The sequence below is a fragment of the Futiania mangrovi genome (assembly GCF_024158125.1).
Lineage (GTDB): Bacteria > Pseudomonadota > Alphaproteobacteria > Futianiales > Futianiaceae > Futiania > Futiania mangrovi.
The window spans coordinates 1-26,170 of the sequence record NZ_JAMZFT010000002.1 but is presented as its reverse complement, the minus strand read 5'-3'; the positions used below and the strand labels follow the sequence as shown (position 1 = coordinate 26,170).

The 26,170-nt window shown below is 69.5% G+C and carries 21 protein-coding genes; 12 read left to right on the top strand and 9 right to left on the bottom strand.

Going from position 1 to position 26,170, the window contains the following annotated elements; translation table 11 throughout:
* Window positions 1-5 precede the first annotated feature (5 nt).
* Window positions 6-266: a glutaredoxin 3 gene (gene grxC, locus NJQ99_RS07015; protein ID WP_269332118.1), complete on the bottom strand. Its 261-nt coding sequence runs from the start codon at window positions 264-266 to the stop codon at window positions 6-8.
* The gene (locus NJQ99_RS07010; RefSeq protein WP_269332117.1) at window positions 263-1,063 is read right to left on the bottom strand and encodes a ComF family protein; all 801 of its coding nucleotides are present in this window, start codon (window positions 1,061-1,063) and stop codon (window positions 263-265) included. Before NJQ99_RS07010 ends, grxC begins: the two co-directional genes overlap by 4 nt.
* Window positions 1,064-1,166: 103 nt before the next feature.
* On the opposite strand from NJQ99_RS07010, the gene NJQ99_RS07005 reads away from it, so the two are divergent.
* Window positions 1,167-2,036: a methyltransferase domain-containing protein gene (locus NJQ99_RS07005; protein ID WP_269332116.1), complete on the top strand. Its 870-nt coding sequence runs from the start codon at window positions 1,167-1,169 to the stop codon at window positions 2,034-2,036.
* Here the strand turns inward: NJQ99_RS07005 and NJQ99_RS07000 are convergent, their stop codons facing one another.
* From NJQ99_RS07000 to NJQ99_RS06985, 4 genes are all read right to left on the bottom strand, one after another.
* Entirely contained in the window at window positions 2,037-2,207 is a 171-nt protein-coding gene (locus NJQ99_RS07000) for a Flp family type IVb pilin (RefSeq protein WP_269332115.1), read from the bottom strand.
* Between the two features lie 62 nt (window positions 2,208-2,269).
* Window positions 2,270-2,668: an 8-oxo-dGTP diphosphatase MutT gene (gene mutT / locus NJQ99_RS06995; protein ID WP_269332114.1), complete on the bottom strand. Its 399-nt coding sequence runs from the start codon at window positions 2,666-2,668 to the stop codon at window positions 2,270-2,272.
* Window positions 2,669-2,748: 80 nt separating this feature from the next.
* Entirely contained in the window at window positions 2,749-3,939 is a 1,191-nt protein-coding gene (gene argJ, locus NJQ99_RS06990) for a bifunctional glutamate N-acetyltransferase/amino-acid acetyltransferase ArgJ (RefSeq protein ID WP_269333193.1), read from the bottom strand.
* 319 nt (window positions 3,940-4,258) lie between these two features.
* A complete protein-coding gene (locus tag NJQ99_RS06985; protein ID WP_269332113.1) occupies window positions 4,259-5,179 on the bottom strand; it encodes a peptidylprolyl isomerase in 921 nt (306 codons plus the stop codon).
* A 200-nt stretch (window positions 5,180-5,379) separates the two neighbouring features.
* Between NJQ99_RS06985 and secA the strand changes: the two genes are divergently transcribed.
* Window positions 5,380-8,157, top strand: coding sequence for a preprotein translocase subunit SecA (secA, locus tag NJQ99_RS06980; RefSeq protein WP_269332112.1), 2,778 nt, complete (start codon window positions 5,380-5,382; stop codon window positions 8,155-8,157).
* Between the two features lie 53 nt (window positions 8,158-8,210).
* Window positions 8,211-9,497, top strand: coding sequence for an adenylate/guanylate cyclase domain-containing protein (locus NJQ99_RS06975; protein ID WP_269332111.1), 1,287 nt, complete (start codon window positions 8,211-8,213; stop codon window positions 9,495-9,497).
* Window positions 9,498-9,501: 4 nt separating this feature from the next.
* Here NJQ99_RS06975 and NJQ99_RS06970 read toward each other — a convergent pair whose 3' ends face one another.
* Complete coding sequence (locus tag NJQ99_RS06970) at window positions 9,502-9,969, bottom strand: class I SAM-dependent methyltransferase (protein ID WP_269333192.1); 468 nt, start codon at window positions 9,967-9,969, stop codon at window positions 9,502-9,504.
* 179 nt (window positions 9,970-10,148) lie between these two features.
* On the opposite strand from NJQ99_RS06970, the gene NJQ99_RS06965 reads away from it, so the two are divergent.
* Window positions 10,149-10,583: a DUF1178 family protein gene (locus tag NJQ99_RS06965; RefSeq protein ID WP_269332110.1), complete on the top strand. Its 435-nt coding sequence runs from the start codon at window positions 10,149-10,151 to the stop codon at window positions 10,581-10,583.
* Window positions 10,584-10,599: 16 nt separating this feature from the next.
* Here the strand turns inward: NJQ99_RS06965 and ubiG are convergent, their stop codons facing one another.
* Window positions 10,600-11,412, bottom strand: a complete 813-nt coding sequence (gene ubiG, locus NJQ99_RS06960; protein ID WP_269332109.1) for a bifunctional 2-polyprenyl-6-hydroxyphenol methylase/3-demethylubiquinol 3-O-methyltransferase UbiG — start codon at window positions 11,410-11,412, stop codon at window positions 10,600-10,602.
* A 223-nt stretch (window positions 11,413-11,635) separates the two neighbouring features.
* Here ubiG and NJQ99_RS06955 point away from each other — a divergent pair, with 223 nt between their 5' ends.
* From NJQ99_RS06955 to clpB, 8 genes are all read left to right on the top strand, one after another.
* Complete coding sequence (locus NJQ99_RS06955) at window positions 11,636-12,859, top strand: aspartate kinase (protein ID WP_269332108.1); 1,224 nt, start codon at window positions 11,636-11,638, stop codon at window positions 12,857-12,859.
* Window positions 12,860-12,982: 123 nt separating this feature from the next.
* Window positions 12,983-15,244 carry a phosphoenolpyruvate--protein phosphotransferase gene (gene ptsP, locus NJQ99_RS06950; RefSeq protein WP_269332107.1) on the top strand — a complete coding sequence of 754 codons (2,262 nt, stop codon included), beginning with the start codon at window positions 12,983-12,985 and terminating at the stop codon, window positions 15,242-15,244.
* A 64-nt stretch (window positions 15,245-15,308) separates the two neighbouring features.
* Complete coding sequence (locus NJQ99_RS06945) at window positions 15,309-16,853, top strand: helix-turn-helix domain-containing protein (RefSeq protein WP_269332106.1); 1,545 nt, start codon at window positions 15,309-15,311, stop codon at window positions 16,851-16,853.
* A 126-nt stretch (window positions 16,854-16,979) separates the two neighbouring features.
* Window positions 16,980-18,107, top strand: a complete 1,128-nt coding sequence (gene ispG / locus NJQ99_RS06940; RefSeq protein ID WP_269332105.1) for a flavodoxin-dependent (E)-4-hydroxy-3-methylbut-2-enyl-diphosphate synthase — start codon at window positions 16,980-16,982, stop codon at window positions 18,105-18,107.
* The gene (gene prfA, locus NJQ99_RS06935) at window positions 18,104-19,186 is read left to right on the top strand and encodes a peptide chain release factor 1 (RefSeq protein ID WP_269332104.1); all 1,083 of its coding nucleotides are present in this window, start codon (window positions 18,104-18,106) and stop codon (window positions 19,184-19,186) included. Before ispG ends, prfA begins: the two co-directional genes overlap by 4 nt.
* The gene (gene prmC, locus NJQ99_RS06930; RefSeq protein ID WP_269332103.1) at window positions 19,176-20,087 is read left to right on the top strand and encodes a peptide chain release factor N(5)-glutamine methyltransferase; all 912 of its coding nucleotides are present in this window, start codon (window positions 19,176-19,178) and stop codon (window positions 20,085-20,087) included. The genes prfA and prmC overlap by 11 nt, the downstream gene beginning before the upstream one ends.
* Before the next feature lie 197 nt (window positions 20,088-20,284).
* Window positions 20,285-21,007 (top strand): DUF4167 domain-containing protein, encoded by a 723-nt coding sequence (locus NJQ99_RS06925; protein ID WP_269332102.1) that lies wholly within the window; start codon window positions 20,285-20,287, stop codon window positions 21,005-21,007.
* Window positions 21,008-21,233: 226 nt separating this feature from the next.
* Complete coding sequence (gene clpB / locus NJQ99_RS06920) at window positions 21,234-23,870, top strand: ATP-dependent chaperone ClpB (RefSeq protein ID WP_269332101.1); 2,637 nt, start codon at window positions 21,234-21,236, stop codon at window positions 23,868-23,870.
* 108 nt (window positions 23,871-23,978) lie between these two features.
* Here the strand turns inward: clpB and NJQ99_RS06915 are convergent, their stop codons facing one another.
* Window positions 23,979-25,676, bottom strand: a complete 1,698-nt coding sequence (locus NJQ99_RS06915) for a M23 family metallopeptidase (protein WP_269332100.1) — start codon at window positions 25,674-25,676, stop codon at window positions 23,979-23,981.
* Between the last annotated feature and the right edge of the window lie 494 nt (window positions 25,677-26,170).

Genomic DNA, 26,170 nt, shown 5'->3' with positions numbered 1-26,170 from the left:
GGCGCTCAGGCCGCGCCGGAGAGCAGCGGGTCGAGTTCCCCGGCCGCGTCGAGCGCGAACAGTTCGTCGCAACCGCCGACGTGCCGGTCGCCGATCCAGATCTGCGGGACCGAGGTGCGGCCCGCCTTCTCCGCCATCTCGCGGCGAATGCCGGGCTCGAACGTCACGTCGATCTCGGTGAAGCTCGCCCCCTTGCGCTTCAGCAGGCTCTTTGCCCGGCTGCAGTAGGGGCACATCATGGTGGTGTAGATGGTGATGGTGCTCATGGCGCGATGATATAGGCGTTCCCCGCATCGGGGACAACGCGCGCAACGGTCAGCGCGTTGACCCGCGCCGCACCGCCCTTCAGCAGGGCGCGGGCGCAAGCCTCAAGCGTCGCGCCCGTCGTCGCAACGTCGTCGATCAGCAGGACCGTGCGGCCTGCAACGCGCGGCCGGGCGCGCGGGGGCACGGCGAAGGCTCCCGCGACGTTGCGGCGGCGTCCGGACCGGCTCTGTCCGCGCTGCATGGGTGTCGCGCGCATGCGGCGGAGGACGTCCACCTCGACAGGCAGGCCGGTAGCCCGGCCCAGCGCGCGGGCGAGCAGCGCCGCCTGGTTGTAGCGCCGGCGCACGAGTCGGCGCCAGTGCAGCGGAACGGGAACGATCAGGTCCGCCCCGTCGAGCGCCGTGCCGCCCCCCGCCATCAGCCAGCGGGCGAGCAACGGCGCATGCTCCAGCCGGTCGCCATGCTTGAAGGCGAGCAGAACCTTGCGGGCCGGGTCGGCATAATGGACGGCGGCGCGCAGAACGGCGATGCGGGGCGGTTCCGCCATGCAGCCCGCGCACAGTTCTGCAGCGGCGGCCTCCACCTCGAACGGCAGGCCGCAGGCGGCGCACATCGGGTCCGTGATGAAGCGCACCTGCCCCCAGCAGGCGGGACAGAGCGCGTGCGGGTCGGAGACGACGGTCCCGCACGCCGCGCACACGGGCGGCAACGCAAGGTCCAGGAGCCCGCGCGCGGCAGCGGCCAGAGGCCGGATCGCGGCCCCGATGCGTCCTGCGCGCACATTCCCCGCCGCCATGCCCCTGTACCTCCACCCGGGTTGCGCCACATCGGCGGAGAGGATAGCAGCAGGACACACGCGCCGCGACGGTGCGCCGAGATGAATGAGCGAGCGGGTTTCGATGGCCGGACAGACTCCGCAGATCTTCGACCGGACCTTGCGCCGCCGCCGCCTCGTGCGGGCGGCCCGGCAGCGGGGCGAGCCGCCGTTCCTCGCCGCCGAGGTCGCGGACCGGCTGGCGGACCGGCTGTCGGAGGTCACGCGCGATTTCGCCCGCACGGTGGAGATTTCGGCGGTGCCGGGCGTGCTGCCGGCGGGGCCGGAGCGCATCGTGCTCTCTCCCGTCCCTGCGTCTGCGGCGTCGGGTGCCGTGACCGATGCCGAGGTTTTGCCGCTGGCGGAAGGCTCCGTGGACCTCATCGTCTCGGTCCTCGACCTGCACGCGGTCAACGACCTTCCGGGCGCCCTGGTCCAGATGCGCCGCGCCCTGCGGCCCGACGGCCTGCTGCTCGCGGCAATGTTCGGCGGCGAGACGCTGACCGAACTGCGTCAGTCGCTGATGCAGGCCGAGGCCGAGGTGCTAGGCGGGGTCAGCCCGCGCGTCTTTCCCTTCGTCGACGTGCGGGATGCGGGCGCGCTGCTGCAGCGCGCCGGTTTCGCCCTGCCGGTCGCCGATTCAGAGCGGGTTACCGTGCGCTATGCGAACCCGCTCCGGCTTTTCGCCGACCTCCGGGACATGGGGGAGACGAACATTCTCCATGACCGGCTGCGCCGCCCGATTCCGCGGCGGATGCTCGCGCGCGCGCTGGACATCTATGCGGAGCGGTTCGAGGGCGATGACGGCCGCGTGCCCGCGACCTTCGATATCGTGACGCTGACCGGCTGGGCCCCGCACGAGAACCAGCCGAAGCCTTTGCGGCCCGGCAGCGCCACGCATCGGCTGGCGGATGTGCTCGGAACCGTCGAGCGCCCGCTCAAGTCCGGCGGGTGATCAGAAGAAGCTCGCGACCGTACCCCACAGGCTGCCGACGTCGCCCGACAGGGCGCTGATCGAGACGGCGATCGCGGCACCCAGCGCCATGGCGATGACGGCGTACTCCACGGCCACGGCCCCGGCGTCGTTCCGGCAGAAATCACGGGCGGCGCGGATGATGTACAACATGTCTCGACTCCATTCCGTTCTGGCGGATCCCCGCCGTTCCGGTGGGGTGAGTGCCGTTTCGTTCAGAGCAGATCCCGGAGATGCGCGACCAGCGGCACGTCCGCGGGGGGCATGGGGTAGTCTCCCAGCCGAACCGGGCGGACCCAGGCCAGCTTCTGCCCCTCGCGCGCCTCGACCGTCCCCGACCAGCGCCGGCAGACGTAGAGCGGCATCAGCAGATGGAAGTCCTCGTAGCGGTGCGAGGCGAACGTCAGGGGCGCCAGGCAGGATTCCGCAACGTCGATCCCAAGCTCTTCCGCCAGTTCCCGGATGAGCGCGGTTTCCGGTGTCTCGCCCTCCTCAACCTTGCCGCCCGGGAACTCCCACAGGCCGGCCATCGTCTTGCCCTCGGGCCGTTGCGCGATCAGCACACGGCCTTGCGGGTCCACGAGCGCGCAGGCGGACACGAGCACACGTTTCATTCACGTCCCCTCCCGCGCCGCACCGTCTTAACCATGGGCGCGTAAAGATCGGCTTAAATCCCAGATGCTTGCGGAAATGCCTAGCTGCGGTAGTCGGCGTTGATGTCGATATAGGCGTGGGTGAGGTCGCAGGTCCACACGGTCGACCGTGCCCGGCCCACACCCACGTCCACCTCGATCTCGATCTCCGTCCGGCGCATCGCGCGGGCGACCACCGGCTCGTTGTAGGCCGGGTCGACCTCGCCGTTCTTCGCCACCGGGTAGCCCGCGATGCGCACGGCGATCCGGTCGCGGTCGGCGGCCTCGCCCGCCTTGCCTACCGCCATCACGATGCGGCCCCAATTGGGGTCCTCGCCGGCGATGGCGGTCTTGACCAGCGGCGAGTTGGCGATGGACATGGCGATGCGGCGGGCGGCGTGCGCCGTCTCCGCACCCTTGACCGTGATTGCGACGAACTTGGTCGCGCCCTCCCCGTCGCGCACGATCTGGTGCGCGAGGTCGAGCATCACTGCGTCCAGCGCCTCCCGGAAATCCTTGAGCCGCGGATCGGCCGCGCGGCGCACCGCCTCGTGCTTCTCGCCGCGGCCCGTGGCGAACATCAGCACCGTGTCGGAGGTGGAGGTGTCGCCATCCACCGTGATCGCGTTGAAGCTGTCGCGCACGCTCATCATCAGCAGCGTCTGCAGCACGTCCGGCGGGATCGAGGCGTCGGTCGCGACGAAGGCCAGCATGGTCGCCATGTCCGGCGCGATCATGCCGGAGCCCTTTGCGATGCCGTTGATCGTCACGGTTGCGTCGTCGATCTTCGCGGTGCGCGTCGCGCCCTTGGGGAAGGTGTCCGTCGTCATGATGGCGGCGGCGGCGGCCTCCCATGCGTCGGCGTCCTGCGCGGCGACGATGGTGTCGATCTGGGCGAGGATGGGGGCGGGCGGCAAGGGTTCCCCGATCACGCCGGTCGAGGCCATGTAGAGGTCGTGCGCCTGGCAGGAGAGTTTGTCCTGCAGCGCCGCTGCAACCTTGTCGATCGCGTCCTTGCCCGCCTTGCCGGTGAAGGCGTTGGCATTGCCGGAATTGACGATGCAGGCCCGTGCAGCCCCGTGCGGCAGCGCCTCGCGGCACCAGTCGACGGGGGCGGAGGCACACTTCGATTTCGTGAGGACGCCGGCCGCGGTCGTGCCCGGCTCGAACGTCATCAGCAGCAGGTCCGTGCGATCCTTGTAGCGCACGCCGGCGCGCGCCGCAGCCATGCGCACGCCCTTGACCGGCGGCATCTTGGGGAAGCGCTCGGGCGCGAGCGGCGAGACAGGCAGCGCCTTCTTGGCAGGGGCCGCGACCTTTGCAGCCTCCTTCTTGGCGACCTTCTTGGCGACCTTTTTCGCCACCTTCTTGAGCATCTTGCGCGCGTGATCGGGCGAGATGTCGCCGCCGGCGGGGGGATTGGTCTTGTCGTTCTCGGTCATTGCGGCCCTCTCCGGCTCGAAACCCCAGGCACGAAAAATGCGGGTGTGAGCGTTATGCCCGCACCCGCATTCCGTCAAGCGGTGCGCCAGCGGTGGCCGCGTTGCGCGGCGCCCGCAGGCGGTCCGGCGATCACTGCTTCGCCGGGGCCTTCTCCTCCCCGGCCTTGCCCTCTTCGGCGGGCTTTTCCGGCTCGGGCAGCGTCATGACGATCTCGGCCCCGCTGCGCAGTTCCTCCAGCGTGGACTGGATGACGTCCTGCGCGATCTCGTTGCGCAGTTCGCCCTCCATCTCCTCCATGGTGGGGGCGGGCGCCTCGCGCCGGTCCTCGACCTTGATGACGTGCCAGCCGAACTGGCTCTGCACGGGGGCCGAAACCTCGCCGGGCTGCAGCGCGAAGGCCGCGTCGGCGAATTCCTTCACCATGCGGTCCTGCGTGAAGTAGCCGAGGTCGCCGCCCGCCGGGCCGGACGGGCCGGTCGACAGCTCCTTGGCCAGTTCGCCGAAGTCCTCGCCCGCCTTGGCGCGCTCGGCGGCGGCCTGCGCGGCTTCTTCCGTCTCGAGCAGGATGTGGCGGGCGCGCACCTCTTCCTGCGGCTCGATCCCGGCGACCTTCTCGTCATAGAGCGCCTTCAGCCGCTCTTCCGTCGTCTCGGCGCGGATCCGCTCGGCGACCCAGGTGTCGCGGAAGAGGGATTCCCGCGCGAACTCGAGCTGCTGCTGCACCTGCGGGCGGTCTCCGACGCCTGCCTTCGCGGCTGCCTGGGCGGCGAGCTTGCGGTCGATGATCTGGCGGACCAGCGGCTCGGTCAGGGCGGCGATGGGGATCTGCTGGTACTGCTGCGGCAGCGCCTGGTAGGCGAGCGCCACGTCGGAGCGGCGGATCTCCTCGCCGTTGACGGTGGCGAGCACGCTGTCCTCGGGCTCGGCGGCGTTGCCCGCGGCCTGCGCCAGCGCCGGTGCGGCGGTCATCGCCGGGAACGGGGCGGCGAAAGCGAGGGCGAGCGCGGCGGCGCAGACCGCCCCGCGCACGGAGAAGTTGGAACGCGTCATGGAATCACTGGTGTCCCTGCCTTGTTTCACGCGGAGTGGACCCTACGCCCTGCACCCCCTTCATGTCACGGGTGTGGCGGCGCGTCCTTTTGCCGATACACCCCCAAATCCGCATTCTCTCGCGCCGATGACCTTTTGGTCAGCGCTTGCGTCGTATATATGGGCCAGCAACAGACGGATCAGACGCGAGGCAAGTGGGCATGCTGGGCCTGGGCACGATCGGCCGCAAGATTTTCGGCTCCGCCAACGACCGCAGGGTAAAGGGCTTCCGGGCGCGGGTGGCGCGCATCAACGCGCTGGAGCCCGAGATGGAGAAGCTCTCCGACGACGAATTGCGCGCGCGCACCCAGCGTTTCCGCGAGGAGGTTGCGAACGGCAAGCCGGTCGACAGCCTGCTGGAGGAGGCCTTCGCCACCGTGCGGGAGGCCGCCCGGCGCACCCTCGGTCAGCGGCCCTTCGACGTCCAGCTGATCGGCGGCATGGTGCTGAACGAGCGCTCCATCGCCGAGATGAAGACCGGCGAGGGCAAGACGCTCGTCGCCACGCTGCCCGCCTATCTCAACGCGCTGGCCGGCAAGGGCGTGCACGTCGTCACCGTCAACGACTATCTCGCCCGCCGCGACGCCGAATGGATGGGGCAGATCTACCGCTTCCTCGGCCTCACCGTCGGCTGCGTCGTGCCAAACCTCGACCATGTCGCACGTCAGCAGGCCTATGCCGCCGACATCACCTACGGCACCAACAACGAGTTCGGCTTCGACTACCTGCGCGACAATCTCGCCCACGACCTGCGCCAGATGGTCCAGCGGCCGCACCACTACGCCATCGTCGACGAGGTCGATTCCATCCTGATCGACGAGGCGCGCACCCCGCTCATCATCTCCGGCCCGGCGGAGGATCATTCCGAGCTTTACCGCGCAATCGACAAGTTGGTCGCGACGCTCGCGCCGGAGCATTACGAGGTCGACCTGAAGCAGCGCTCCGCATCGCTGACCGAGGAGGGCCAGGAGAAGATGGAGGAGCTTCTCGGCGCGGCCGAACTGCTGAAGTCGGAAAGCCTCTACGACAGCGAGAACGTGATGCTCGTGCATCACACCAACCAGGCGCTCCGGGCGCACCAGCTGTTCCAGAAGGACCGCGACTACATCGTCAAGGACGACCAGGTCATCATCATCGACGAGTTCACGGGCCGCATGATGCCGGGCCGCCGCTACTCGGAGGGGCTGCACCAGGCGCTCGAGGCAAAGGAGGGCGTGCGCGTCCAGCAGGAGAACCAGACGCTCGCACAGATCACCTTCCAGAACTATTTCCGCCTCTACGAGAAGCTGGGCGGCATGACCGGTACCGCCTCGACCGAGGCGGCCGAGTTCGCGGAGACCTACGGCCTCGAGGTCGTCGAGATCCCGACCAACGTGCCCATCGCCCGCCTCGACGAGGACGACGAGGTCTACCGGACCGCGAAGGAGAAGTTCGACGCCATCGTCGCCGACATCGAGGAGGCGCGCACCAAGGGCCAGCCCGTGCTGGTCGGCACCACCTCCATCGAGAAGTCGGAACTGCTGGCCGCGGAACTGAAGAAGCGCGGCTTCCGCCAGAAGGACGCGGGCGACACCAACGCCTTCCAGGCGCTCTACGGCGGCAAGGACGAGCGCGTGTTCGCCGTCCTCAACGCCCGCTATCACGAGCAGGAAGCCTATATCGTCGCGCAGGCCGGGGTGCCGGGCGCTATCACCATTGCCACCAACATGGCTGGCCGCGGCACCGACATCCAGCTCGGCGGCAACCCCGAGATGCGCATCGCACACGAGCTTGCGGACATGGAAGAGGGGCCGGAGCGCGAGGCGAAGGCCGCCGAAATCCGCGCCGAGGTCGCCCGCCTGAAGGACAAGGCGCTCGCTGCCGGCGGCCTCTACGTCATGGGGACCGAGCGGCACGAGAGCCGCCGCATCGACAACCAGCTGCGCGGCCGTTCGGGCCGTCAGGGCGACCCGGGCCGGTCGAAGTTCTTCCTGTCGCTGCAGGACGACCTGATGCGCATCTTCGGGTCGGAGCGGATGGACGGCATGCTGCGCAAGCTCGGCCTGAAGGAAGGCGAGGCCATCGTCCACCCCTGGATAAACAAGGCGGTGGAGAAGGCGCAGGCCAAGGTCGAGGCGCGCAACTTCGACGCGCGCAAGCACCTGCTGAAGTTCGACAACGTGATGAACGACCAGCGCAAGGTCGTGTTCGACCAGCGCCAGCAGATCATGCGCGCCGACGACGTTTCGGACACGCTGAAGGAGATGCGGCACGGCTTCATCGACGACATCGTGCGCGATCACATCCCGGAGAAGGCGTTTGCCGAGCAATGGGACGTGGACGGGCTGACGCAGGAGGTGCAGGAGGGGCTGGGCCTCGACCTCCCCGTCAAGGACTGGGCGGCCGAGGAGGGCATCGCCGACGAGGAGATCCGCGAGCGCCTGTACAACGCCGCCGACTCCCGCGCAGCCGAGCGTGCGGTCGAGATCGGCCCCGACGTCATGCGCCAGGTGGAGAAGTCGCTGCTTCTCCAGACGCTCGACCACCACTGGCGGGAACATCTCGTCCAGCTCGAGATGCTGTCCAAGGTCGTCGGCTTCCGCGGCTATGCACAGCGCGACCCGCTGAACGAATACAAGACCGAAGCCTTCGAGATGTTCCAGTCGCTGCTCGCCCGGCTTCGCAAGGACGTGACGCGTGCGCACATGACCGTGCAGATCCGCCTGCAGCCGCCGCCGGAGCCGGAGATGCCGGACGTGGAGGACCTGCAGCCCGTCCATGCAGACCCGCGCACCGGCGAGAACGAGGCGATGCAGCCCGCGATGGCGGCAGCGGGTGCGGCCGCGGCGGCCGCGATCGACCCGGCAGATCCCTCCACCTGGGGCAAGGTCGGGCGCAATTCGCCGTGCCCGTGCGGTTCCGGCAAGAAATACAAGCATTGCCACGGCGCGCTGGCGTGACACTCTGAGCCTGCCGGCGGAAGACCGGGGGCATGGCGCGAGGAGGGGTGCGGATGGCGCAGCGCGATCCGATGGCGACGGCAGGCGGCAGTCTCGGTGCAAGCGGCAGCGCCGGCGCGGGCTCTGCGCTGATCGGCACCGTCGCGGAATGGCTGGTGGACCAGTCGCTCGGCCAGAATGCCATCGAGGACACGTTCGACGGCACCTGCAAGCATCTCAATTCCGTCGGCGTGCCCCTGGCGCGCGGGCAACTGATCTTCGTCACGCTGCACCCGCAGATCTCGTCGGTCGCGCTGACCTGGCGGGCGGGTGAGGGGATCGGGCGCGCCGACTTCAGCCACAGCGAGGTCGAGAATACCTCGCCCCAGTTCAAGCGCAGCCCCTTCTACCATATCCTGACGAACAACCTCAGCCTGATGCGCCGCCGCCTCGCCGGACCCGCAGCGACGCTGGATTTCCCGGCTCTGGAGGAGTTCGCGGCCGAGGGCTACACCGACTATCTTGTCTGTTCGGTCGGTTTCGTGAGCCCTGCGAGCGCGCGTTGGATGCACGGCACGGGCATCCTCGTCTCCTGGGCGACGAAGCGGCCGGGCGGCTTCACCGACGACGACATCGCTGACCTCTTGCGCCTGCAGCGCCGCCTCGCGGTCGCCTGCAAGGTATCGATCCAGGAGCAGATCACCCGCAACGTGCTGCAAACCTACCTCGGCAAGGGCGCCAGCGACCAGGTGCTCGAAGGCGCGATCAAGCGCGGCGACGGCTCGGTGGAGCATGCGGTCATCTGGTACTCCGACATGCGCGGATCTACCCGGCTCGCCGAGAGCATGCCGTCGGAAGACTATCTCGCCATGCTCAATACCTATTTCGAGATCACGGCCGGCGCCGTGCAGGAGCGCGGCGGCGACATTCTCACCTTCATCGGCGACGCGGTGCTGGCCATCTTCCCCGTGCCGCGCGCCGTGCCGGGCGAGGCCTGCCCGATCCGCAACGAGGCGCTGGCGGCCGCCACCGATGCGCTGGAGCGGGCCCGCGCCGTCAATGTCGATCGCAAGGAGAAGGGTCTGCCGGAGATCCGCTTCGGCATCGCGCTGCACGTGGGCGACGTCGTGTTCGGCAACATCGGGATCCCCGAACGGCTGTCTTTCTCGGTCATCGGGCCGGCGACCAACGAGGCAGTGCGACTGGAGGCGCTGACCAAGGTGCTCGACCGTCCGATCCTGGCGACGCGCGATTTCGCGTCTTGCCTCTCCCAGAAGTTCGAGGATCTGGGCTCCCACGCGCTGCGCGGCGTCGGCCAGCCGTGCGAAGTTCTGGCGCCCGTGCTGGAGAGCGCGGACTGACGCCTCAGACGTCGCGGACGGCGCAGATGCGCTGGCGCACCGCGCGCGGCGGGTCGCCCTCGGGCCCATGGGCATAGGCGATCACGGTCAGTTCGCCGTTGACCGCCTCCAGAAGCTCTCCCGGGTTCAGCAGGTGATCCGGGTTCGACGGGCGCCCGTGCCGCTCGTTCCCCTTTGCGAAGGTCTCGTAGATCAGCACGCCGCCGGGCGCGACCGCGGCGACGATCTCCGGCAGGATCGGCCGCCAGAGATAGTTCGTCACGATCACGCCCGCGAACGTGCGCGCATCCAGCGGCCAGGTGCCATTCTCCAGGTCTGCCTCGACGATCTCGAGGTCCGGACCGGGGCGCAGCGTCTTCAGCCCCTCGACCTCGCGGTCCACGGCGGTGACGGGGTGGCCTGCGGCGCGTGCGAGCGCGGTATGCCGCCCGCGCCCGGCGGCGAGGTCGAGGACGCGCCCGCCCTCGGGCATCAGGCCAAGGTGTGCTGCGACGAACGGGCTGGGCGCTGCGGGACCGCAAGGTTGGCCATGCCCATAGGTTCCCGCGGCCGTGCCCGCCGCCCCGGACTTGCCGTTTTCCGCCCGCTCCGCCATATGACACTCCTGCGACACGCCGATCTTCCAAGGGGAGCCGAGCCCGGACGCCGCCTATGATCCGCTACGCCCTGCGCTGCACGAACGGTCACGACTTCGACGGATGGTTCCGCTCCGCCGCCGACTATGAGGCGCAGGCGGAGGCGTGTGAAGTCACCTGCCCGCAGTGCGGCTCGGCGCTCGTCGAGAAGGCACCGATGGCTCCCGCGATCGCCCGCGGCGGGCGCGAGGAAGCGGCCCCGGAGGCGCACCAGGAGGTGGCGCTTTCGCCCCGCGACGTGATGCTCGCGAAACTCGCCCAGCTTCGCGAACACGTGGAGAAGACCTTCGAGAACGTCGGCGACCGCTTCGCCGCCGAGGCGCGCGCCATCCACGAGGGCCGCGCGGAAGAGCGCGGCATATATGGCGAAGCACGCGGCGACGAGGTGAAGGCGCTGATCGACGACGGCGTGCCGGTCGCGCCGCTGCCGCCCGCGCCCAAGGTGAACTGACCCCGAATGGCCGCCCTCAGGCGGGACGCCGCGCGGCGATCATGTAGTTGACCGCCATGTCCTTCGACAGCCGCCACTCGTCGAGGAGCGGGTTGAAGCTGACCCCGCGCCGGTCGAAGACCTCCAGCCCCGCCGACGTCAGCGGCCGCTCCACTTCTTCCGGTTTCAGGAACTTGGACCATTCGTGCGTGCCGCGCGGCAGCCAGCGCAGCACGTATTCCGCGCCGACGATGGCGAGCGCGAAGGCCTTGGTCGTGCGGTTCAGCGTCGCGACGACGGTCAGGCCGCCCGGGCGCACAAGCCCCGCGCAGGTTTCGAGGAACGCCGCCGGGTTCTCGACGTGCTCGACCACTTCCAGGTTGAGAACGATATCGAACGTCTCGCCGGCGGCTGCCAGCGCCTCCGCCGTGGTGTGGCGGTAGTCGACGGCGACGCCCGTGCGCGCCGCGTGGGCGGCTGCGGTCTTCACGTTCCGCTCGGCCGCGTCGGCGCCCACGACCTCTGCCCCCAGCCGCGCAATCGGCTCCGACACGAGGCCGCCGCCGCATCCGATATCGAGCAGGCGTAGTCCCTTCAGCGGTTCCGGCGCCTTCGGATCGCGCCCGAACGCGCGGCAGGCCGTGTCGCGGATATAGGCAAGGCGGACCGGATTGAACTTGTGCAGCGGGCGGAACTTGCCGCGCGGATCCCACCATTCGTCCGCCATGGCGGAGAACTTGGCGATCTCCTCGGCGTTGACGCTGCTCGCTGCCGTTGCATCCGGCGATGCCTGGTCCGCCGAGACGGGCTTTACCGTGCGCTTGGTCCGCTTCGCCGCTGCTGCCGCCATGACCTCTCTCCGCTCCTCCGTCCGCTGCGAACCGTTCGCCGCCTCTGCGTCGCTTGCGCAGCCTGCGCGCCGCCGATATGAATGGCGCCGCGTTCACCGGCGGTCGCGTGAGGCGTGGGCGCGGCTGCACGGATCTGAAGACGATCTATCACGTTTCCGGCCATTGGCGATGCCGCCGTTTGCGCGGCGCGGCCAGTATTGCCGGGTCTTGTCGGGGGAGCCCATGTCACGGCTCGTGATGAAATTCGGCGGCACCTCGGTCGCGGACCTGGAGCGCATCCGCAACGTCGCGGCGCGCGTCAAGGCCGAGGTCGAGGCGGGCCATCATGTCGCGGTCGTCGTCTCTGCCATGGCGGGCGTGACCAACCAGCTCGTGGCCTGGTGCCGCGACGCCTGCCTGCTGCACGATGCGCGCGAGTACGACACGGTCGTCGCGACGGGAGAGCAGGTGACGGTCGGCCTGCTGGCGCTGACGCTTCAGGACATGGGCGTGCCCGCACGCTCCTGGCTCGGCTGGCAATTGCCGATCCGCACCTCTTCGGTGCACGGCTCTGCACGCATCCGCTCGATCGAGACCGAGGGCATCCTGAAGCGGTTCGAGATGGACGGCACGGTCGCCGTGGTCGCGGGCTTCCAGGGCGTGGCCGACGACGGGCGCATCACCACCCTGGGGCGCGGCGGCTCGGATACGAGCGCGGTGGCGCTCGCCGCGGCGCTCGAGGCGGAGCGGTGCGACATCTACACCGACGTGGACGGCGTCTATACCACCGATCCGCGGATCGTGCCCGCCGCGCGCAAGATCGACAAGATCGCCTATGAGGAGATGCTGGAGCTGGCCTCGCAGGGCGCCAAGGTGCTCCAGACTCGCTCGGTCGAGCTTGCATATGTGCACAAGGTGCGGGTGCAGGTCCGCTCCAGCTTTTCCGACGCGCCCGGAACGCTCGTTTGCGACGAGGATGAAATCGTGGAACAGGAAGTCGTCAGCGGCATCGCCTATTCGAAGGACGAGGCCAAGGTCACCCTAACGAACGTTGCCGACGTGCCCGGCGTCGCGGCCCGCATCTTCGGCCCGCTGGGCGACGCGGCGATCAATGTGGACATGATCGTGCAGAACGTGTCGGAGGACGGCGAGCGCACGGACATGACCTTCACCGTGCCGAAGTCGGAACTGGAACGCGCCCTCAATGTCGTGGAGAAGGCGCGCGACTCCATCGGGTTCGAGCGGATCATCAAGGACACCAACGTCGCCAAGGTCTCGGTCATCGGGATCGGCATGCGCTCGCACACCGGCGTCGCCAAGACCATGTTCGAGACGCTGGCGGCCAAGGGCATCAACATCCAGGTCATCTCCACCTCGGAAATCAAGATCAGCGTGCTGATCGCGGCGGAATACACCGAGCTTGCGGTGCGCGCCCTGCACACCGCCTATGGTCTCGACGCGGCCTGAGGCGGGACCTGAGGCAGGAGGCGCGGGAATCGGGTAAGACTGTCCGGACGCTGGCCGGGCAAGTGGAAGGCGGGAGCCCATGATCGCGGGGATGCGACAGATGCGGGACAGGGACGCGACCTGATGCCGGAACGCGGCGCCACGGGTCCTCGCGTCCTGCTCCGGCGGCTGCGCGAGGTCATGGCGCAGCCGGCGAGTGCGCAGGTGCGCCTCGACCGCATCGTCAAGATCATCGCCGCCGACATGGTGGCGGAGGTCTGCTCGATCTACTTGAAGCGCCAGCCCCAGGTGCTGGAGCTGTTCGCGACCGAGGGCCTCAATCCCGACGCCGTCCACAAGACCACGATGCGTGTGGGCGAGGGCCTGATCGGCGACATCGCGGCCAATGCCGCCGCCCTCAATCTCGCCGACGCGCAGGCAAGCCCGAAGTTCGCCTACAAGCCGGAGACCGGGGAGGACCCCTACCAGTCGCTCATGGGCGTGCCGATCCTGCGCGACGGCCGTGTCCTCGGCGTGCTCGCGGTGCAGAACCAGACGCGGCGCCACTACACCGACGAGGAGGTCGAGGCGCTGGAAACCGTCGCCATGGTGGTGGCGGAGATGGTCACCGGCGACCTGATCGACCCGGCCTCGCTGAGCGGAGAGGAGGGCCGCATCGGGCCGCGCCTCGTGAAGGGGCTTGCGCTCTGCGACGGTGTGGCGATCGGCACTGCCGTGCTGCACGAGCCGCGCGTCGAGGTGCACAGCCTGATCGCCGAGGATCCGGAGGCGGAGCGGATGCGCCTGCTGCGCGCCGTGGACGAGCTGCGCGCCTCGCTGGAAGAGCTTTTCGCCCGCGCCGAGCTTGGCGCCATGAAGGGCGAGCACCGGGAGATTCTCGAAACCTACCTGATGTTCGCCGAGGACAAGGGCTGGCTGCGCCGCATGACCGAGGCGGTGGAGCAGGGCCTGACCGCGGAGGCCGCGGCGGAGCGCGTGCACAACGAGACGCGCGCCCGCATGCTGCGCCAGACCGACCCCTATCTGCGCGAGCGGCTGCACGATCTCGACGACCTGACCAACCGGCTCCTGCGCAAGCTGGTGGGCGAGGAGACGGCGGCAGTCTACGCCCTGCCCGACGATGCGGTCGTGATCGCGCGCGCCATGGGGCCGGCGGAACTGCTCGACTATCCGCGCGACAAGCTCGCGGGCGTGGTGCTGGAGGACGGTTCGCCGACAGCGCACGTGACGATCCTCGCCCGCGCTCTCGACATCCCCATGGTGGGCCGCGTGGGCGAGATGGCGGACCTCCTGCGCACGGGCGACCCCGTGATCGTGGACGGCGAGGCGGGGGAGATCCATCTCCGCCCCGCCCCGGACGTGCTGGAGGCGTTCCGCGCCAAGACGAAGCTGCGCGCCCAGCGCCGCGCAGCCTTCGCGCGCGCCCGCACGCTGCCGCCCGTGACCCGCGACGGGGTGCGCATCGCACTCAACATGAACGCGGGCCTCCCCTTCGACCTGCCGCACCTGGCCGAGACGAACGCCGACGGCATCGGCCTCTTCCGGACCGAGCTGCAATACATGATCGGCAGCGAGATGCCGCGACTCAACGCGCAGTCGGCCTTCTACCGCGAGGTGCTGGACACCGCGGGGGACAAGCCGGTCGTGTTCCGTACTCTGGACCTCGGCGGCGACAAGCTCCTGCCTTATGGCCGCCAGCTTCACGAGGACAATCCGGCGCTTGGCTGGCGGGCGATCCGCATGGCGCTCGACCGTCCGGCGCTCTTGCGCTACCAGATCCGCGCCCTGCTCGAGGCCGCGGGCGGCCGCGCCCTCTGGCTGATGTTCCCGATGGTCGCCGACGTGACGGAGTTCGACGCGGCGCGCGCCCTCGTCGACCACGAACTTGGGCGCCTCGACCGCTTCGGCAAGCCGCGCCCCGCGGACCTGAAGGTCGGCGCCATGCTGGAGGTGCCCTCGCTCGCCATGCGCATCCGCGCCATGGCGGGGCGGGCGGACTTCATCTCGGTCGGCTCCAACGACCTGCTGCAATTCTATTTCGCCGCCGACCGGGGCAATCCGCGCCTCGCGGGGCGGTACGAGCGGCTGTCGCCAGCGGCCCTCGGCCTCTTGCGCCATATCGTGACGGAAGCGGAGGCCGCCGGCATTCCCGTCAGCCTGTGTGGGGAGATGGCGGGCCGCCCGCTGGAGGCGATGGCGCTTGTGGCCCTCGGGTTCCGTGCGCTCTCCATGCCGGCCGCGGCCATCGGTCCCGTGAAGTTGATGGTGCGCAGCCTTACGATTGCCACAGCCGAGCGGTTCATTCTCGACAGGCTGACATCCCCCGCGGCCACGATCCGCCGGGAGCTTGAGGAATTCGCCTTCCACGAAGGCGTGATCGTATAAGCTGCGGCGAAGGCGATGGCCGCGCTCGGGGGCGCTTGCGGGAACGGAGCCCGGAACGGTGAGCATGGACGACGAGACGGATCGACTGGCTGGAGCGCCCATGGCGGCGCTGGGCGAGACATTCCGCGCGGCGCGCCAGTCGCGCGGCGAGGAACTGGACGCCGTGGCCGGGAACCTGCGCATCCGCCGGTCGCTGCTGGCGGCGCTCGAAGACGGCAATTATGCCGAGCTGCCTGGCCCGGCCTACACGGTCGGCTTCGTGAAGACCTATGCCTCCTACCTGGGCCTAGACGCCGCTGCCGCGGTCGAGCGCTACAAGGAGGAAACCGACGGCCGCACCCAGAGCGCGCTGGTCTTCAAGGAGCCGCCGGAGCCCGCCCGCCTTCCCGGGCTCGGGACCATTGCCGCGGCCCTGGTGGTCGCCGCGCTGGGCGCGGGTGCCTGGGCGCTCTATGCGCGCGAAGGCGGCGATCTTCCGCGCATCGCCGACATCCCGCCGCGCCTCATGGCGATGCTGAAGGGCGAAAGCGCCGCCCCCGTTCCGCCTGCCGTGATGGGCGACGACGGCGCCGCGGTGCCCGTTTCGCCGCCCTCGGCGGACCAGGCTTCCGGCGAACGGCAGGCTGCGGCACCGGCGGCCGGGACCCTGGAAGGCGCCCCCGCTCCCGCTCGCACCTCGTCCGTGGCGCCGGGTCTGCGGACGGCGCCCGCGGGCGACGGGGGGGCGCTGACCGCCGTCCTGCCGTCCTATGGCGTCGCCGAGGGGCGCATCGGTGCGGGTGCGCCGGTGCCGGCGGAGCAGGCCGCACCAGGCGAGCCCCCCGTGCAGCTGGCTGCCCCGGAGCAGGTCCCCCCGCAACCGTCTGCCGACCGCGCTGCGCCGGACAGTGCCGCAGCCATGTCCGGGGAGGCTGCCTCGGCACCTTCGCAGCAAGCCGCGGCGACGGGTCCCGCGCAACCCGCGCCGGCAGAGCGACCGGCGCAGACGCCGCCGGCGCCGGTCGAAAGGAGCGGCGAGGCAGTCGTGCCGGGTGCCGCGCCGGCCCCCGCATCCCCAGGCCAGGACGGCCGTCCTGTGCCGCAGCCGGAGGTAACCGTCGGGATCGTTCGGCCGCAGGCCAACCCCGCGCGCCTCCGCGGGCAGGCGGCGGCCGCCCCGGTGGAGCAGACGGTTCGTGCGCTCGCTGCAGGCGCCCCCGCCGCGCCGCCGCCGGTACCGGTTGCGCGAGCGCTTCCGACGGACACGGTCGTTCCTGCGACCGGCGCAGCAACGGTCACCGCCGCCACTGGTGCGGGGGCGCTGTCGCGGGCCGAGGACGTCGGCGCGCCGCGCGCCTCGGCCCCCTCGCGCGTGACCGTGCGCGCTGTCGAGCGCGCCTGGGTGCAGATCCGCGACGGTGACGGCGACATCGTGTTCAGCCGCATCCTCAATGCGGGCGAGACCTATCGCGTGCCGGGCGATGCGGGTACCGCCACCATGATCACAGGGAATGCCGGCGGGGTTGTCCTCGTGCTCGACGGACAGCAATTGCCCGCGCTCGGCGACGTTGGCGAGGTTCGCCGCAACATCCCGCTCAGCCCCGCGGCGCTGGCGGGCTGGCAGCCCTAGAAGCGGTCGGCGCCTTTTGCCGCCCCCTGTCGCAGGGGCGGCGGCGTCGCTATATTGCACAGGCGAAGAGAGCGCCCGCGCGGGCGCTCCGGATACGGAACCAAGGGACGGTCAGGAGCAGGTTCGGTGAGCGTCAGACCCTATCGCGACATCCACCGGCGCAAGAGCCGCCAGATCATGGTCGGCGACGTTCCCGTGGGCGGGGACGCGCCGATCACGGTGCAGTCCATGACGAACACGATCACGGCCGACGCGGCTGCGACCATCGCGCAGGTGAAGGCGCTGGAGGACGCGGGCGCCGACATCGTGCGCGTCTCATGCCCGGACCAGGCGTCGACGAAGGCGCTGAGGGAGATCGTGCGCGCCGCCCGCGTGCCGATCGTCGCCGACATCCATTTTCACTACCGCCGCGCCATCGAGGCGGCGGAGGCGGGTGCGGCCTGCCTGCGCATCAACCCGGGCAACATCGGCTCCGACGCCCGCGTGCGCGAGGTCGTGCAGGCTGCGAAGGACCACGGCTGCTCCATGCGCATCGGCGTCAACGCGGGTTCGCTGGAACGCGACCTGCTGGAGAAGTACGGGGAGCCCTGTCCCGAGGCGATGGTGGAAAGCGCGCTCGACCATGCGGCGATCCTGCTCGACCACGACTTCGACCAGTTCAAGATCAGCGTGAAGGCATCGGATGTCTTCCTCGCGGTTGCCGCCTACCAGCAGCTGGCGGACGCCTGCGACCATCCGCTGCACCTCGGCATCACGGAAGCCGGCGGCCTGATGAGCGGGACGGTGAAGTCCTCCATCGGCCTTGGCATGCTGCTCTGGTCCGGCATCGGCGACACCATCCGCGTCTCGCTCTCCGCCGACCCGGTGGAGGAGATCCGAGTCGGCTACGAGATGCTGAAATCGCTCGGCCTGCGGCGCCGCGGCGTGACCATCGTTTCCTGTCCGTCCTGCGCGCGCCAGGGCTTCGACGTCATCAAGACCGTTTCGATCCTGGAGGACCGGCTCGCCCACATCACGACGCCCATGACGCTGTCGATCATCGGATGCGTCGTGAACGGCCCGGGCGAGGCGCGAGAGACCGACATCGGCTTTACCGGCGGCAACGGCGGCTCGGGCATGGTCTATCTGTCGGGTGTCGCCGACCACAAGATGGAGAACGTCCGCCTCGTCGACCACATCGTCGAACTGGTCGAGAAGAAGGCCGCCGAGATCGAGGCTGCGCAGACGCCGGCGGAAGCGACCGAGCCCGCATGATCCCGACCGACACGCTGGCGCAGGTCGTCGACCGCTACGAGGAGCTGGAGGCGCTGCTGGCCGAAGGCCGGGCGGACGGTGGGGAGCTTGCGAAGCTCTCCAAGGAATATGCGGACCTCGGCCCGGTGGTGGAGGCCGTGCGCGCCTGGGAGGCCGCGCGGCGCGAGGTTGCGGACCTGAAGGAGATGGCCGCCGACCGCACCGCCGACGCCGCCATGCGCGAACTGGCCGAGGAGGAACTGGACGGCGCACGCGAACGGTGCGAGGCGCTGGAGCATGCGTTGCTCGTCCAGCTTCTGCCGAAGGACGAGGACGACGCCCGCAATGCCATCCTCGAGATCCGCGCCGGCACGGGCGGGGAGGAGGCGGCGCTGTTCGCGGGCGACCTTCTGCGCATGTACCTGCGCTACGCCGAACTCAAGGGCTGGAGCACGGAAATCCTCGACGCGACCGAGAGCGACCTCGGCGGCTACCGCGAGGTGATCGTGCGCATTGCCGGGCGCGGCGTGTTCGCGCGGCTGAAGTTCGAGTCGGGCGTGCATCGGGTGCAGCGCGTGCCGGTGACCGAGGCAGGCGGGCGCATCCACACCTCCGCCGCCACCGTCGCCGTACTGCCCGAAGCCGAAGACGTCGACATCGACATCCGGCCGGAGGACATCCGCATCGACACCATGCGCGCCTCGGGCGCAGGCGGCCAGCACGTCAACAAGACGGAATCGGCGGTACGCCTCACGCACCTGCCAACGGGCATCGTCGTCACCTCCAGCGAGAAGTCGCAGCACCAGAACCGTGCCCGCGCCATGCAGGTGCTGAAGACCAGGCTCTACGACATGGAACGCCAGAAGGCCGCGAGCGAGCGGGCAGCCGCGCGCAAGTCGCAGGTCGGCTCCGGCGACCGGTCGGAGCGGATCCGCACCTACAATTTTCCGCAAGGCCGCCTGACCGACCACCGCATCAACCTCACCCTCTACAAGCTCGACCGGATCGTGGCGGGCGACGATCTCGACGATGTCATCGGCCCGCTGATCGCGGCGGACGAGGCCGCGCGGCTCGCAACGCTCGGCGCCGATGCCGCCTGAAGAGGATCCCGTCCGCGCCTGCCCGGAAACCGTGGGCGCTGCACTCGCCTGGGCGCGGACACGGCTGCGCGCGGCGGGTGTTCCGGACGCGGGCGTGGATGCGCGCGTGCTGCTGCGCGGTGTCACGGACCTCGACGCCGCCGCCATCATCGCACGGCCGGAGCAGGCGCTCGACCCCGAGGCCCGTACCCGCTACGCAGATGCGATCGGTCGGCGGGAGACGCGGGAGCCCGTGGCCCACATCCTCGGCGTGCGGGAATTCTGGGGCCTGATGCTGGAGGTCAGCCCGGCGACCCTGATTCCCCGGCCCGACACCGAGACGCTGGTGGAGGCCGCGCTCGCGCGCGTAACCGACCGGCGGGCCCGGCTCCGCGTCCTGGACCTCGGCACGGGAACGGGAGCCATCCTGCTTGCGTTGCTGCACGAGATGCCGCGGGCGGAAGGCCTCGGCACGGACGTTTCCGCGGATGCCGTGGCGCTTGCCCGGCGCAATGCGGCCCGCCACGGTCTGGGCCCGCGTGCCCGGTTCGCGGTGGCAGACTGGTTCGATGGGCTCGACGGCACGTTCGACCTGATCGTATCGAACCCGCCCTACATCGCTGGCGGGGACATTGCCGGTCTCGAGCCCGACGTGGCCGTGCACGAGCCGGCCGCCGCTCTCGACGGCGGAACGGACGGGCTCGACGCCTACCGGCGAATCGCTCTTGCCGCGCTTGGCCATCTCGCGCCCGCGGGAACGCTTCTCGTGGAGATCGGAGAGGGCCAAGCACCGGCCGTGACGGAGATTTTCGCCGCCGCAGGCCTTGAAACCGTCGCGATTGCGGCCGATCTGGCAGGAATTGACCGCGTTATCGCTGCGCGCGCGAAAAAAGAACTTGGAAACCCTTGCATGCCAAGATAGTTTCCAAGCGTTCTCGAACGGATTGGACGCGCCGGACTTTACCGGGATTTCGGCCCTTGATGGGTGCGGTTCCTTTGGCGCATGCGGTAACGAGAACGCCACCGAGGATAGCTTTGGCACGTGATCGCTGAGATCGCCTCCGCTTATGCGGCGGCAGGTGCCGCACGGACAAACAAGAGAATTGGCAAGCTGACAGCATGAGGCAGGGGCAGAACGCGAAACGGTCGCGTGGACGCGGCCGCAGAGGCGGCGGACAGGGGTTCTCGCTCAACCGCGTCTTCGAGTCGAACGGACCCGACGTCAAGGTGCGCGGTACCGTGCAGCAGGTGTACGAGAAGTATCTCAACCTGTCGCGCGACTCGAACTCGGCGGGGGACCGCATCGCCGCGGAAACCTACATGCAGCACGCGGAGCACTATTTCCGCCTGATGTGCGCGATGCAGGCCCAGTCGGGCCAGCCGCGCAACATGGCGCAGGCGCCCGTGCAAGGCTATGAGCCGCAGCCGGAGATCGACACGACGCCAGGCGCGCAGGGCCGCGACGAGGATGACGACGGCGACGAGGACGAGGACGAGGACCAGGCGCCGGCCGAGGCGCAGGTCGTGCGTCGCTTCGACCGCGATTCCACCGCTCAGGAGGCGGAGCAGCAGCAGGATGCAGGCCGCGCCGCGTCGCGTCACGATGAGGAAGCGGAGGCCGCTCAGCAGGCGGACGTCCCCCGTCGCCGCGGCCGTCCGCGCCGCCGGCCCGATGGCGACGTCCAGCCGCAGCAAGACGCCGCACCGGCTCCGTCCGGCGGCGCTGCCGAGGCCGCCGATGGCAGCGAGGGCGAGGCAGCGGATGCTGCGCCGAAGCGCCGCCGTGGCCGGCCGCGCAAGGTGCAGGCCGAGGCGAAGGAGCCCGTGTCCGCCGACAATTGAACGGCTTCCGGGGGCGCGTCTCCCGGCCCGTATCAGGCAAACCATCCGAGAGGCCGCCCCCCGCCGGGGCGGCCTCTTGTGTGTCTGACGGGCAACACCCACATCCCCTCATGTCACGGGAGCGGTGCCTTCGCGGGCCGTTCCAATCTCAACGTGCCGGAGAACCGCGTGTCCTGCTGCCATCGTTGGGGCCGGATACAGGATCGCCTGAAGAAGGGGTCAGACCATGGATTTCGAGAAATATACCGAGCGCGCACGGGGGTTCCTGCAGGCCGCACAGACCATCGCCATGCGCGAGGGGCATCAGAGGCTCGTACCGGAGCATCTGCTGAAGGCGCTGCTCGACGACGAGGAAGGGCTCGCCGCGAACCTGATCGGCCGCGCGGGCGGCGACGCGAAGGCGGCGCTGAGGGCGGTCGACATTGCGCTCGGCAAGCAGCCGCGCGTCGAGGGCCAGGGCGCGGGCCAGGTCTATCTCGCGCCGGAGACCGCGCGCCTCTTCGGCCAGGCGGAGGAGCTTGCCAAGAAGGCCGACGACAGCTTCGTGACGGCCGAGCGCCTGCTGCTCGCGCTCGCCATGGCGCCCGAAGGCGACGCGGTGAAGATCCTGAAGCAGGCGGGCGTCACGCCGCAGGCGCTCAACGGCGCGATCAACGACATCCGCAAGGGCCGCACCGCCGACAGCGCGACCGCCGAGAACGCCTATGACGCGCTGAAGCGCTATGCCCGCGACCTCACCGAGGACGCGCGCGAGGGCAAGCTCGACCCCGTCATCGGCCGCGACGAGGAGATCCGCCGCACGGTGCAGGTCCTCTCGCGCCGGACCAAGAACAACCCCGTCCTGATCGGCGAGCCGGGCGTCGGCAAGACCGCCATCGTCGAGGGGCTGGCGCTGCGCATCGTCAATGGCGACGTGCCGGAGAGCCTGAAGAACAAGAGCCTGCTCGCGCTCGACATGGGGTCGCTGATCGCGGGCGCGAAATACCGCGGCGAGTTCGAGGAGCGGCTGAAATCCGTCCTGCAGGAAGTGACCGCGGCGGAAGGCGAGATCGTTCTCTTCATCGACGAGATGCACACGCTCGTCGGCGCGGGCAAGGCCGACGGCGCAATGGACGCCTCCAACCTGCTCAAGCCCGCACTCGCGCGCGGCGAGTTGCACTGCGTCGGCGCGACCACGCTCGACGAGTACCGCAAGCATGTCGAGAAGGACGCGGCGCTTGCCCGCCGCTTCCAGCCGGTCTTCGTGACCGAGCCGACGGTGGAGGACACCATCTCCATCCTGCGCGGCCTGAAGGAGAAGTACGAGCTGCACCACGGTGTGCGCATCGCCGACAGCGCGACGGTGGCCGCCGCGACGCTCTCGGACCGCTACATCACCGACCGCTTCCTGCCCGACAAGGCCATCGACCTGATGGACGAGGCTGCCGCGCGTCTGCGGATGCAGGTCGATTCCAAGCCCGAGGCGCTGGACGAGCTCGACCGCCGCATCATCCAGATGAAGATCGAGCGCGAAGCCCTGAAGAAGGAGAAGGACACCGCCTCCCAGGACCGGCTCGCCAAGCTCGAGAAGGAACTGGCGGAACTGGAGCAGAAGTCCGCCGACATGACCGCCCGCTGGCAGGCGGAGAAGGACAAGCTCGGTGCCGGCCAGAAGCTCAAGGAGGAGCTGGAGCGGGCGCGCAACGAGCTGGAGCAGGCGCAGCGGCGCGGCGACCTCGCGCGCGCGGGGGAGCTGGCCTATGGCACGATCCCGGGGCTCGAGAAGCAGCTGAAAGAGGTCGAGGCCGAGGCCGGGAACGGTCATGCGACCGCCATGGTCCGCGAGACCGTGACCGAGGACGAGATCGCCGCCGTCGTCTCCCGCTGGACCGGCATCCCCGTCGACAAGATGCTCGAGGGCGAGCGCGAGAAGCTCCTGCACATGGAGGAGAAGATCGCGACCCGCGTCGTCGGTCAGGAGCGTGCGGTCCGCGCAGTCTCCAACGCCGTTCGCCGGGCGCGCGCAGGACTGCAGGACCCGAACCGGCCGATCGGCTCGTTCATGTTCCTCGGCCCCACCGGCGTCGGCAAGACAGAGCTGACGAAGGCCCTCGCCGCCTTCCTGTTCGACGACGAGCAGGCGATGGTCCGCATCGACATGTCGGAATACATGGAGAAGCACTCAGTCGCCCGCCTGATCGGCGCACCTCCGGGCTATGTCGGCTATGATGAGGGCGGCGCGCTGACCGAGGCCGTGCGCCGGCGTCCCTATCAGGTCGTGCTGTTCGACGAGATCGAGAAGGCGCATCCCGACGTGTTCAACGTCCTCCTGCAGGTGCTCGACGACGGGCGCCTGACGGACGGGCAGGGCCGCACGGTCGACTTCCGCAACACGCTGATCATCATGACCTCCAACCTCGGGGCGGAGTTCCTGGCGACCGGCGAGGAAGGCATCACGCCGGAGGCGCGCGAGCGGGTGATGGGCGCGGTGCGCTCCCACTTCCGCCCGGAGTTCCTGAACCGGCTCGACGAGATCATCCTCTTCGATCGGCTGGGGCGCGGCCAGATGTCGGGCATCGTCGATATCCAGCTTGCCCGCCTTGCAAAGCTGCTGGAGCCGCGCAAGATCACGCTCGACCTCGACGACGCGGCGCGGACCTGGCTGGCGGACGCCGGCTACGATCCGGTCTACGGCGCACGTCCGCTGAAGCGGGTCATCCAGCGGAGCCTGCAGAACCCTCTGGCCGAGATGATCCTCGCGGGCGAGGTGACGGACGGCCAGACCGTTTCCGTGACGGCGGGGCCGGATAGCCTCGTGCTCGGCGACGGCAAGGTCGGCCGCCCGGAGGACGATACCGAGGAGGCACACGCCACGGTCCACTGATCGCATGGAGTTGGCGGAACGCGCCCGCACTCCGCAGGGCGCATGAAAAAGGCCCCCCGCATCGGTTCGTGCGGGGGGCCTCTTCGGTTCTGCGGGGCGCGCGGGGCCTTACCTGCTGCTCGTGCCGCGCGGCACACCGTCCTCCGCGCCCGGTCGGTCGCGCGGAGCCTCGGCGGCGGGCGCCAATGCAGATGCCGCTGCGGGCGTCGAAGCTGACGCGGCTGGGACGGGCGCCGCGTCTGCGACCGCTTTCGTCTCCACCGGTCCGGCGATCCTCGGCTCGTCTTCCATTCCGCCGCGCTGGCGGTCGATCTCCGCGACCAGCGCCTTGAAGGCTTTCAGATCCTTCCCCGCAAGTTCGCGCCCGACAGGCACGCGCACTCCCATCGGGTTCACCTGCGCGCCGTTCATCAGGATCTCGTAGTGCAGGTGCGGGCCCGTCGACCGCCCTGTCGAGCCGACATAGCCGATGATCTGGCCCTGGCGGACTCGTGCACCCCTGCTCATGCCCTTGGCGAAGCGGTGCATGTGCGCATAGGCCGTCGAGAACGTTCCATTGTGTCGGATGCGGATGTAGTTGCCATAACCACCGTTGCGGCCTGCGACCTCGATGGTGCCGTCGCCCGCGGCCATGATCGGCGTACCGGTGGGTGCGGCGAAATCGACGCCCTTGTGCATCTTGTTGTAGCCGAGGATCGGGTGCCGTCGCTTGCCGAAGCCGGAGGAGAGCCGCGCCCCGTCGACCGGCGTCCGCATCAGCATGCGCTTCACCGAGTAACCGTCGCGCACGAAATAGTCGACGCTGCCGTCGGAGGGCACTTCGAAGCGGTACAGCTCCTTCATCTTGCCGCCGAGGCGTAGCGCGGCGTAGCGCATCTCGCCCGCCTTCAGCGGCTGTCCCGCAGGATCGACCATGGTGTCGTAGAGCACCTCGAACGCATCGCCCGGCTGGATTTCCCGCTGGAAGTCGACCGAGTAGGAGAAGGCCCTAATGAGCTCGACGATGATGTTCGCAGGAACCTTCGCATCCTGCGCCGCGAGATAGAGACTGGAGTCGATCTCGGCCCCGGCGAGCCGCGGCAGCGCGATGAGCTGCACCACGTCTTCCCGCGCGGCGTAGCTGCCGTCGTCTCCCCGCTCGACAACGACGGTACGATCGACGTCGGCGACGATTTCGAGCGCGTTGAGGTAGATCTGCTCGCCGGCATTGCCAAGCGCCAGCTTCACCTCCTGGCCGGCGCGCAGGGCGCGCGGATTGTAGAGTGGGCGGAGTGCCTCAACCGCGTTGTGCGCCTCGATACGGTCGGCACCGGCGCTCGTCAGCAGTTCGATCAGCGTGTCGCCGGGCTGCAGCCGCACGACGGTTTCCGCAGGAGTGGCGGCGGTAGGCGCGGCGGCTACTTCTGCCTGCCCTTGCTCTCCGGACTGGGGATCCGCGCCGGCTGCGGCGTCCTGCTCCGGCTCGATGCCGCGTGCGGGGACCTGCTCCGGCAGGCTGGCCACCTCGACCGGCGCGTCTGAGGCGGACGCGGCCTCCGGCGGCCGGGTTTCCGCGACGGTGTCCTGCGGCATCGTCGCGGGCGCATCGGTCCGGGCGGCGCTCCGTGGAGAACCGTTCGACGCCGAGGCGGGCAGGGTGGGGGGCAACTCGACGCGCGCGACCGGGGCGCCGCTGCGGACGGCCTCGGCCTGGTTGTTGAAGAAGGCTGCCGCGCCAAGTCCGGCGGCAACGCCGGTGGCAAACAACAGGCTTCCGACCTTCAGCGTCTGGCTGGCGGATGTCTTGTGCGGTGTGCGGGACGTCACGTCGCCTCCAGGGGATGCGCCGAACACCGTGATTCGGCCGCTGTCGTGAACCTGCGGCGACGATGCGTGCGCGTCCGGGCGCTGTCAACCGGTCCGCCCTTTGCGCGCGCCCCTCGCGCGCGTGCGCGTGCCTATATATGGGGCTGGCGGTGTCTCCTCGGGGTAGCACTGGACGATGGGTCAAACGGGCTGTCCTGATGCCCTGGTGCGGCCCACCGAACGGGAGATGGCGGCGCCTCTCGGGCCGACAAAAAAACGTGCAGAAATCGTGTGACAGGCGCTTGACACTCTTGGGGCGCTTCGCCTACATAAGGGCTCCGCGCGACGGACTGGCACACGCCGGTTCATCCTCCGCGGACATTACCTTGATCAGGCGACGTCTCAAGCGCCATGCGGCGCTCTGGGGCTTGTTTGGTCCGCTCTTTGACAGATTTGAGGATTGAGGAGACGTGTGGGCGGCGGTGCATGGGCACTGTTATATGGTCGCTCATATG

What these genes read in the sequence shown, in the direction of transcription:
- NJQ99_RS07005 (WP_269332116.1), top strand. Translation starts at nt 1,167, where the DNA reads ATGGCCGGACAGACTCCGCAGATCTTCGACCGGACCTTGCGCCGCCGC.
- secA (WP_269332112.1), top strand. Translation starts at nt 5,380, where the DNA reads ATGCTGGGCCTGGGCACGATCGGCCGCAAGATTTTCGGCTCCGCCAAC.
- prmC (WP_269332103.1), top strand. Translation starts at nt 19,176, where the DNA reads ATGCCGCCTGAAGAGGATCCCGTCCGCGCCTGCCCGGAAACCGTGGGC.
- NJQ99_RS06925 (WP_269332102.1), top strand. Translation starts at nt 20,285, where the DNA reads ATGAGGCAGGGGCAGAACGCGAAACGGTCGCGTGGACGCGGCCGCAGA.
- ubiG (WP_269332109.1), bottom strand. Translation starts at nt 11,412, where the DNA reads ATGGCGGCAGCAGCGGCGAAGCGGACCAAGCGCACGGTAAAGCCCGTC.
- NJQ99_RS06985 (WP_269332113.1), bottom strand. Translation starts at nt 5,179, where the DNA reads ATGACGCGTTCCAACTTCTCCGTGCGCGGGGCGGTCTGCGCCGCCGCG.
- NJQ99_RS07000 (WP_269332115.1), bottom strand. Translation starts at nt 2,207, where the DNA reads ATGTTGTACATCATCCGCGCCGCCCGTGATTTCTGCCGGAACGACGCC.
- ptsP (WP_269332107.1), top strand. Translation starts at nt 12,983, where the DNA reads ATGCCGGAACGCGGCGCCACGGGTCCTCGCGTCCTGCTCCGGCGGCTG.
- grxC (WP_269332118.1), bottom strand. Translation starts at nt 266, where the DNA reads ATGAGCACCATCACCATCTACACCACCATGATGTGCCCCTACTGCAGC.
- NJQ99_RS06965 (WP_269332110.1), top strand. Translation starts at nt 10,149, where the DNA reads ATGATCCGCTACGCCCTGCGCTGCACGAACGGTCACGACTTCGACGGA.
- mutT (WP_269332114.1), bottom strand. Translation starts at nt 2,668, where the DNA reads ATGAAACGTGTGCTCGTGTCCGCCTGCGCGCTCGTGGACCCGCAAGGC.
- NJQ99_RS06970 (WP_269333192.1), bottom strand. Translation starts at nt 9,969, where the DNA reads ATGCCCGAGGGCGGGCGCGTCCTCGACCTCGCCGCCGGGCGCGGGCGG.
- NJQ99_RS06945 (WP_269332106.1), top strand. Translation starts at nt 15,309, where the DNA reads ATGGACGACGAGACGGATCGACTGGCTGGAGCGCCCATGGCGGCGCTG.
- NJQ99_RS07010 (WP_269332117.1), bottom strand. Translation starts at nt 1,063, where the DNA reads ATGGCGGCGGGGAATGTGCGCGCAGGACGCATCGGGGCCGCGATCCGG.
- prfA (WP_269332104.1), top strand. Translation starts at nt 18,104, where the DNA reads ATGATCCCGACCGACACGCTGGCGCAGGTCGTCGACCGCTACGAGGAG.
- clpB (WP_269332101.1), top strand. Translation starts at nt 21,234, where the DNA reads ATGGATTTCGAGAAATATACCGAGCGCGCACGGGGGTTCCTGCAGGCC.
- NJQ99_RS06955 (WP_269332108.1), top strand. Translation starts at nt 11,636, where the DNA reads ATGTCACGGCTCGTGATGAAATTCGGCGGCACCTCGGTCGCGGACCTG.
- argJ (WP_269333193.1), bottom strand. Translation starts at nt 3,939, where the DNA reads ATGCCGCCGGTCAAGGGCGTGCGCATGGCTGCGGCGCGCGCCGGCGTG.
- NJQ99_RS06975 (WP_269332111.1), top strand. Translation starts at nt 8,211, where the DNA reads ATGGCGCAGCGCGATCCGATGGCGACGGCAGGCGGCAGTCTCGGTGCA.